General features: G+C 38.2%; 6 protein-coding genes and 1 riboswitch. Of the genes, 3 read left to right on the top strand and 3 right to left on the bottom strand.

Going from position 1 to position 8708, the window contains the following annotated elements; genetic code table 11:
- Window positions 1–311: 311 nt before the first annotated feature.
- Together amt and ACERJO_RS20670 are read left to right on the top strand one after the other, a co-directional pair.
- Window positions 312–2603, top strand: a complete 2292-nt coding sequence (gene amt / locus ACERJO_RS20675; protein WP_373648741.1) for an ammonium transporter — start codon at window positions 312–314, stop codon at window positions 2601–2603.
- A gap of 190 nt (window positions 2604–2793) precedes the next feature.
- Window positions 2794–3666 (top strand): SMP-30/gluconolactonase/LRE family protein, encoded by an 873-nt coding sequence (locus ACERJO_RS20670; protein WP_373648740.1) that lies wholly within the window; start codon window positions 2794–2796, stop codon window positions 3664–3666.
- Between the two features lie 71 nt (window positions 3667–3737).
- Here the strand turns inward: ACERJO_RS20670 and ACERJO_RS20665 are convergent, their stop codons facing one another.
- From ACERJO_RS20665 to ACERJO_RS20655, 3 genes are all read right to left on the bottom strand, one after another.
- Window positions 3738–5039, bottom strand: a complete 1302-nt coding sequence (locus ACERJO_RS20665; RefSeq protein ID WP_247107140.1) for an NCS2 family permease — start codon at window positions 5037–5039, stop codon at window positions 3738–3740.
- 146 nt (window positions 5040–5185) lie between these two features.
- A riboswitch (purine riboswitch) is annotated at window positions 5186–5287 on the bottom strand.
- A 242-nt stretch (window positions 5288–5529) separates the two neighbouring features.
- Window positions 5530–6714 carry a cytochrome P450 family protein gene (locus tag ACERJO_RS20660; protein ID WP_373648739.1) on the bottom strand — a complete coding sequence of 395 codons (1185 nt, stop codon included), beginning with the start codon at window positions 6712–6714 and terminating at the stop codon, window positions 5530–5532.
- Window positions 6715–6922: 208 nt separating this feature from the next.
- The gene (locus tag ACERJO_RS20655) at window positions 6923–7780 is read right to left on the bottom strand and encodes a LysR family transcriptional regulator (protein ID WP_373648738.1); all 858 of its coding nucleotides are present in this window, start codon (window positions 7778–7780) and stop codon (window positions 6923–6925) included.
- Window positions 7781–7916: 136 nt separating this feature from the next.
- Here ACERJO_RS20655 and ACERJO_RS20650 point away from each other — a divergent pair, with 136 nt between their 5' ends.
- Window positions 7917–8276, top strand: coding sequence for a flavodoxin family protein (locus ACERJO_RS20650; protein ID WP_373648737.1), 360 nt, complete (start codon window positions 7917–7919; stop codon window positions 8274–8276).
- Window positions 8277–8708 lie beyond the last annotated feature (432 nt).

The raw sequence follows: 8708 nt of genomic DNA, 5'->3' as shown, positions 1-8708 counted from the left end.
GGAACTCATCGTCGTTTATTGCGACTTTTCTATATTATCAACTAGTGACCACAATGTCAATAATTTTTTTAAATTATTTTAATGTAGTCATGAATGACAACGAGAAATAATATATCATGATTCGTCACCTTTAGTCAATATTTATTTTATTTCTTTTAAACTTTCTTTTCTCGTTTAGATTTATTAACATCGTTCACAACTTAAATATAACATTCATCCCATATAAATGTTATATAACCTAACGCGTAAGTAGTTCTTTTAACTCATATCTAGTAAAAATGACATATGTTAGTTGGAATTGGGGGATCGATATGGAACTTCAAGAACATTTAAACTTTGTCTGGATTTTTCTTGCTAGTGTATTAGTTCTAATTATGCAAGCTGGCTTTACCGCTCTTGAGGCTGGTCTAACAAGAGCAAAAAACTCTATTAATGTTGCAATGAAAAACATCGCAGATATTATGCTTGCAACGTTAATTTTCAGCTTAATCGGATTTCCATTAATGTTTGGTGAAAGTATTAATGGCTGGATAGGAGGATCATCTTTTTTCTTTCATAATATGTCAGAAGATCCATGGAACTGGTCATTCCTTCTTTTTCAAATTGTTTTTGCTGGTACGGCAGCAACCATCGTTTCTGGTACTATTGCTGAACGTGTTAAATTCTCTGGTTATTTAATAGGAACAGCATTCATCGTTATTCTTATTTATCCCATCTTTGGTCACTGGGCATGGGGAAGCCTTTGGATCGATGGACAAGAAGGTTGGCTTGAGGGCTTAGGCTTTATGGATTTCGCTGGATCAACTGTCGTTCACTCTATCGGGGCGTGGGTTGCTCTTGCAGCAGCCATTATTATCGGTCCGCGAATCGGTAAATACAAGAAGGATGGTTCTGTCTCTTCCTTTAGAGGTGCGAGTCCAGTCATTGCAACGATAGGTGTTTTTATCTTATGGTTTGGTTGGATGGGGTTTAACGCAGGCTCTACTACGTTTGCCGATGGTAACATTGCAATTATTGCCCTGAATACACAATTAGCAGCTATTTCTGGAGGAATCATCGCTCTAATAGTTTCATGGTTCATTTATAAACAGGCTCACGTTGAAAGCTGCTTAAACGGATTATTAGGGGGGTTAGTCGCAATTACTGCCGGTGTAGATGTGATGACGCCACTTTATGCAATGCTAGCCGGGGCTATTGGTGGACTAATCGTTGTATTGGCTCATTTATTAATTGATCGTTTCTTTAAAGTCGATGACGCGATTGGAGCTATTGCTGTTCACGGTGTAGCCGGAGCTTGGGGAACACTAGCAGTTGGTTTCTTCGGTCAAATAGAGCTTCTAGCAGTCGACAGCCGATTCCATCAAATAGGCGTACAAGCATTAGGAGTAGTTGTGGCCTTTGTATGGGCCTTCGGTTTAGGGATACTCTTCTATTGGATCGTTCATAAAGTCTATCCATTGCGAGTCACGAAGGAAGAAGAGAACGCCGGCTTGAATGTATCAGAACACGGTGAGCATATCGCTTTATTCGATTCGATACAAGCTATGAAACAAATAGCCGCTACAAAAGGAGATCTAACTCAAACATTACCTATTGAACCGTATGAAGATACAGCTGAGCTCCATCAAGCCTTTAATAAATTGGTTGCGAGCCTTAATCGGATAGTCGATCAAGTTAAGGCCGATTCCCATTTTGTCCATCGAACGTCTAATACAATGATTGAATTCTCCGAACGTCTTTCATTATTAACTAGTGATCAGAAGGGATATATTGAGCAATCGAAATCCTATTTAAATGACAAACAGAAAAAGTTAGTGAAAGAACTCCTAAATGATGAGCAAGTGCTCGCTACAATTCAAGAATCCTTTAGCAACATGGAGCAAATAGGCAGCAGAGTTTCCACCATTAAAGAGGAAATACAAACGATTGCTTCTCTTATCAATACCATTACAGCTTCACAATCAGAAGCCAATCAATCGATGGATGCATTCACAGAAAAAATGAATCAAATTGCACACTTTTCAACGAAGGTGGGGAATATCACTTCAACTATCTCATCGGTAACCGAAAAGATTAACTTACTATCACTAAATGCTCGTATTGAAGCAGCAAGAGCTGGCGAGCACGGTCAAGGCTTTGCCGTAGTCGCAGAGGAAATTCGGACTTTAGCTGATCAATCTAAAAAAGCCACAAGCGAAATTGTTGAAATTTTAGATGAGAATAGTGAAATCATTCAAACGATAAGCCATGATCAATTAGAAACGGTAACAAGCAAATTTGATCAACTATATAAGGAGCTAAACTCTCTACCAGTTACCTTCACAAGCATAGATAAAGAAATCGAAAGCGTCCATCAAGAAACGACTTATTTTGTTGAAAAATTAAATCAAGTAAGTCAAGATACATCTAAAATGGGCGAGAACCATTTAAAGCAGCAAGACGAAATGAAAGAGCTACTTGAAATGATCGATCGAATTCACTCAATGACTAACGACTCAACCGATATTGCCAATGTCGTGAAAAACTCTTCGACAAAAATGAAAAAACAAAGTGAGCAATTGCGACAAAGCGTTCAACAATTCAAAACCTCGCCAGCAACATGATAAAACGCTACTCTTTCAAGCACTGTGCATGGCCCGTTTCAAAACTTCCCTATGAGCTATCATTCTCATAAAGAAGTCATAACGAGCGCAGCCAGTGCTCTTCTTTTAAGCAACTTTCAATGTAAACGTTTCATTCCGTATATATCAGGTATACAATTACAATAGATTATTAAATGAGGAGAGATGTGACATGATAGAAACATCAGAACTTATCATAGATGCAAAAGCAACACTCGGGGAATCTCCTAGCTGGGACGAGAAACTTCAAGTTCTCTATTGGGTAGATATTATCGAGAAAAAATGCTTCATCTATGACCCTTCTAACCATCATCAGAAGACGCTTCAGCTTGGACAAATGGTCGGTGCAGTTGCACCTAACGAATCCGGAGGGCTTATTACAGCTTTAGAATCAGGCTTTTACTTTTATAATAGTGAAGCAAATACGACAGAATTCATCTCCAATCCGGAAGAAGGAATAAACGAGAACCGCTTTAATGATGGAAAATGCGATCCCGCTGGCCGCTTTTGGGCTGGAACGATGAGTCTGAAAGGACACAAAGAAAAAGGAGCCCTTTATTGCTTAGAACCTAATTTATCCAGCACCAAGAAACTTGACCATATAAGTATTTCAAACGGACTTGCATGGTCACCAGACAATCAATATATGTATTATATTGATACACCTACACAAAGGGTTGTACGATTTAACTACGACATCACGAACGGTCAAGTCACTAATCAAACCGAAATCATTACAATTGAAAAAAGCACTGGATCACCAGATGGAATGACGATCGATCAAGAAGGTATGCTTTGGATTGCTCATTGGGGAGGGGCAAAGATTTCGAGGTGGAATCCAACAAGTGGTGAACATTTACTTGATATACCTATCCCTGCATTAAATGTGACATCCTGCGTCTTTGGAGGGCAGGATTTAACGGACCTTTACATTACAACAGCAAGAATGAATGATGAGCAATATGAACACGCCGGGGGCTTATTCCGCATAAAAACCAACATCCAAGGAAGTCCTACTCATCGTTTTAAAAAGAATACCGTTTAAAAAGATATCATCAAAAACTCCATGCAAAAAAGGTTCAAGCAGGGATGTCCCACTTGAACCTTTTGTATGATTTATTTTGGTGAGAAAATAAAGTATAAAACAAAGACAACGAACAATACGTACATTAACGGATGGATTTCTTTCGCTTTTCCTTTACAAATCATCGTAATCGGGTAAAAGATAAAGCCTATCGCAATCCCCGTTGCAATACTGTATGTTAATGGCATCGCAATCACCGTCAAGAAAGCCGGTACAGCAATTTCGAACTTATCCCATTCAATCAAGCGAATGGATGAGGCCATTAAAATACCGACAACAATTAAAGCAGGAGCTGTCACTTGCTCTGTTACAACTGCTAATAATGGCGAAAAGAACAATGCTACTAAGAACAATCCAGCTGTTACAACTGATGTAAACCCTGTACGTCCACCTGCAGCGACACCAGAAGATGATTCAATATATGCAGTTGTTGTCGATGTTCCAAGTACCGCACCAATTGATGTTGCCGTTGAATCAGCTAATAACGCTTTTCCAGCACGCGGAAGCTTATTATCTTTCACAAAACCTGCTTGGTTAGCAACAGCATACAATGTACCTGCTGTATCAAAGAAATCGACAAACAAGAATGTTAGTACCACAATGACTAATGTCCAAATTTCTACTGTCGACCAATCGAACATAAACGCTTGACCAAATGTCGGTGCTAAGCTTTGAACCGAACCAACAATCGCATCCGGACGATCAATTAAACCAAATAGTAACCCAGCAATAACCGTTAGCACCATTCCATAGAAAATACCGCCTTTAAAGCCGCGTACCATTAAAATAACCGTTACGACAATACCGAACACCGCAAGCAACGTCGTCGGAGCTGTCATGTTACCTAATGTAACAGCCGTTGCTTCATCGCCAACTACGATACCTGCTTGCTTCAATCCAATAAATGCAATAAATAAACCAATCCCAGCTCCAGCTGCATATTTAAGCTCTGCCGGAATCGCATTAATGATCATCTCTCGAATGTTTAATAGCGTAATAATAATAAAGATAATACCTGAAATGAATACTCCGAACAACGCAACTTGCCATTCTACTCCTAATCCAATAACAACTGAAAACGCAAAGAATGCATTCAGTCCCATACCAGGCGCAAGTGCAATGGGATAGTTCGCTAATAGCCCCATAATTAATGTTCCAACTGCCGCCGCCAATGCCGTAGCCGTAAATACTGCACCAGGGTCCATTCCAGTCGCACTCAATATATCTGTATTAACAAACAGAATATAAGCCATAGCCAAAAACGTTGTTAACCCCGCAATACTCTCTCGTCCGATTGAAGTTCCATGCTCTTTAAAGCCAAAAAAACGTTCCAACCTTTTCGCCTCCATTTTTTTCAGTCTTCACCTAATTACATCCACAAACAAACAAGCCCCTTCTAAATCAATAAAAAAACTTCCAATTCATCTCATACGAATGGAAGTTTAACTAGAAATCATCAGATTTAAGACAGGATGCAAGCAAAAATTTAGATGATTATCGTAGTCAAACTATTTACGGTAGTTTGGTAGAGACGTGCAGGCCCTATTCCTGCATTTATACGATAAGACTCTTATATAAAATTATTATTTCTATATAAGAGTCTACCAACATCATTTTTATCTGTCAACAAAAACCGAACAATCGACAACAACCTTTTATTATTATTCGCTTACTCACACTCAATCGTGGCGTATTCCCTTAGAAGCCTTATCGATAGTGACTTAGATACGACTCTGATAGGTAGTTGTAAAACAGCCTAACAAGAAGACCAATAACAGGTATTTTATTACGAAGCTGGCCTGGATAACACCCTTGTTTTGACTTTTAATAAAGCTTAATAGGAAAATGTTTCAACCCGCGAATGATTAAGCTTTGGCGCCATTGTAGGTGAGACAAATCTGCGGCAAGCGAAAGATTAGGATATTCCTCAAGCAGCACTTGAAGCGCGATTTCACCTTCTAGCTTTGCGAGTGGAGCGCCGAGACAGTAGTGGATGCCTTTTCCGAAAGCGAGATGAGGGCTTTTCTCTCTTGTGATATCAAGGTTATTCGGGTCGTCAAATTTTGATGGATCATGATCGGCTGAGGCGAGTGAGACAAGGACGTGATCTCCTTTTTCTACTTGTTGACCCATAAATGTAAACGACTCACTTGCCCAACGGTCTGTGCTAAACTCAACCGGGCCATTAAAGCGTAGCAATTCATCAATCGCTTGCCCGATAAGGGAAGGGTCCTCCTTTAATAAAGCTAATTGTTCTGGATGAGTGAGTAAAGCAAGTAAACCATTGGCAATTAAGTTGACCGTTGTTTCATGTCCAGCGACAATTAAAAGGATGACGAATCCATACAATTCCTTTAACGATAACTGTTCATCTTCTTCTTCTGCTTGAATTAACTCGGACAGTAAATCTTCTTGTGGGTCGAGGCGTTTTTGTTCGATTAATTTTTGTAAGTAGGCGGTAAATTCGTCCATCGCCTCTTCATAACGGGGTGCTTCAGTAATCTCGACGATGACGGTTGACCAACGTTGGAAATCGAGGCGGTCTTCAGAAGGAATACCGAGTAGCTCACAGATGACTCGAATTGGAATTGGAAAGGCATAGTCTTCAATAAAATCGACTGCTTTTTTATGTTTCATCATAATTGCTTGTTCTTTGGCGATTTCTTCAATACGACCTCTTAGTTTCGCTATTTTTTGTGGGGTGAAGCCATTTTGAGCGAGGCTACGGAGACGGCGGTGATTAGGAGGATCGGAAAAAAGCATACTGTGGGCAATCGGTGATATAGTTTCATCAGTGAGCTCAGGGTAAACGGTTTTCATATCTTTAATAAACCGTTTGTCTTTTAAAACAGCTTCTGCCGCTTCATACGAAAAGGCCATCCAAGAATACTGGTCTTCATTGAACATTTTAACTTTAGCAAAAGGCTTGTGTGACCGGATTTTTTCATAATATTCATATGGATTTTGGTGGAACTCATTTGAAAATAAATCAACTGATTTCAAATTCATCAATCATGTCCTCCATTCTATATTTAAACCCTTATATCTATCATATATAGTATAACATCCTCAAACTAGAAATAAGAGGAGAATTTTCCAACATAGAAGGCGGATTTAACAGAGAAAAAGACATGGGAGACCAAACGCGAGGTCAGTAAAAAAATTCTTGTTAAATAATCTTGAATACGTGCTTTTTTACTATTTTTGTTTCTCATTTTTATTTCAATTCAACTATATGCGAAAGAAATGCTTCTAAGTTTGCTGATATCCACTTATCTTTATGAGTCACAGTATATATATTCAATAATTTATAGTGTCCAGTAACTTTTGATTCTTCCAGCATTCCGTTATCTATCTCTTCTTTAACAACAAAATGTGGAAGTATAGATTTTCCGAGCCCGCAAAGAACACACTTTTTGATTGCTTCTACACTGGGCAATTCAACTTTCGCTAACGAACCATACTCCTCATTTTTTATATTTTCTTCTACTGCTGGTCTCCAGCTGCATGAGTATTCGGTTACCAGCATTTTTCCTGGGATATTCTTGTTTTGTTTTTGGGCAGATTGTATAAAGGAAAGTCGAGTATCCTGTATTTTTTCTATTGTTAATTCTTTTGAATGCCAATGGGGTAAGTCAACGAGAAGTGCAACATCTATTTCATTATTTTTCAATTGAGAAGAAAGGTTGCCGTCTTTCACTGATTTTATTGTCAGCTCTACCTTTGGGTATTTCTCCATAAAATCCATAATAATAGTAGGCAACCAATAAATCATTAATGACTCACTTGCTCCAATAATCAGCTGACCAGAAGGACCATCTGATTTGTGTATCACTTCTTGCGATTTAGAGTAAAGTTTTATAATTTCCAAAGCATAAGGAAGAAAGTCTTTGCCAGTCTGAGTTAATGATATACTCCTTCCAAGACGATCAAAAAGAGGCTTCTTCAATTCTTCTTCCAGTTCCTTTATATGTCCAGTAATAGATGACTGAGCATATCCTAATTCATTAGCAGCTTTCTTAAATCCTCCTGTATCCACAATGGTTTTAAACGTTATAAGATGACGAAGCTCCACTGTAAAACCCTCTTCCCTTTTTATTATCATATTTACCGAACTAATTAATCTGAAACAACCATTTTACTGATAGTGTTGCTTATTTTAAACTGTAAATAAGCTATATTCAAGTGATATAAAAAGGAGATGTGAATAGATGAGTACTTTAGTATTATTAGGAAGTTCAAGAAGAAATGGTAATACAGAACACTTAGTAAATGTTGCTTTACAAGGAATAGAACATGAAAAAATATATTTATTAGAAAATAACATTTTTCCTATCGTGGATCAGAGGCATGTAACTGGAGGTTTCAGTCCTGTTCATGATGACTATGAAAGGCGATTTTTGGATTTTTTAAAACATGAGACAATTTTCTTTGTTACTCCTTTATATTGGTTTGGCATGTCTGGCCAAATGAAAGTATTCTTTGATCGGTGGAGCCAATACTTAAGAGACGACCGTTTTGATTTTACAAAGGAAATGATGAAAAAGCGGGCATATGTAATTGTCGTTTGAGAAAATCCTGATCCTAAAATTGCTTCACTGCCCCTGATTCAGCAATTCAATTATATTTTTGATTATGCAGGAATTGAATTTGTTGATTATATAATTGGTAAGGGAAATTACCAAAATGATATTTTAGAAGACTCTATTGCCTTAAAAAAAGCAAAATTGTGGAATCAGTTCTTGTAAGCGGGTGTGCGTAAGGAAACTTGAACAGAAAATTGAGCATGGGTAAGACGGTTTTACATCTCTTTTTTGTAAATGTAATTCAGTTCAAAACAAGCGAGGATACACAAGTTGACATTACAGCAGTAACCAATTTGTGAGAATGACTTTTCGAAGTGTGCCATAACTGTGCCACAGAAATTAGAAAAGCCCTAAAAACCCAGTGGCCTTTAAGTAATGTGCGCAGCCGTTGCCCGATTTTAAAAGCCTTGATATGAG

Origin of the sequence: Halalkalibacter sp. AB-rgal2 (assembly GCF_041821005.1) — a bacterium.
In the GTDB taxonomy this organism is placed as follows: domain Bacteria; phylum Bacillota; class Bacilli; order Bacillales; family Bacillaceae_D; genus Halalkalibacter.
The sequence above is the reverse complement of the archived record's forward strand: the minus strand, read 5'-3'. Positions and strand labels throughout refer to the sequence as shown.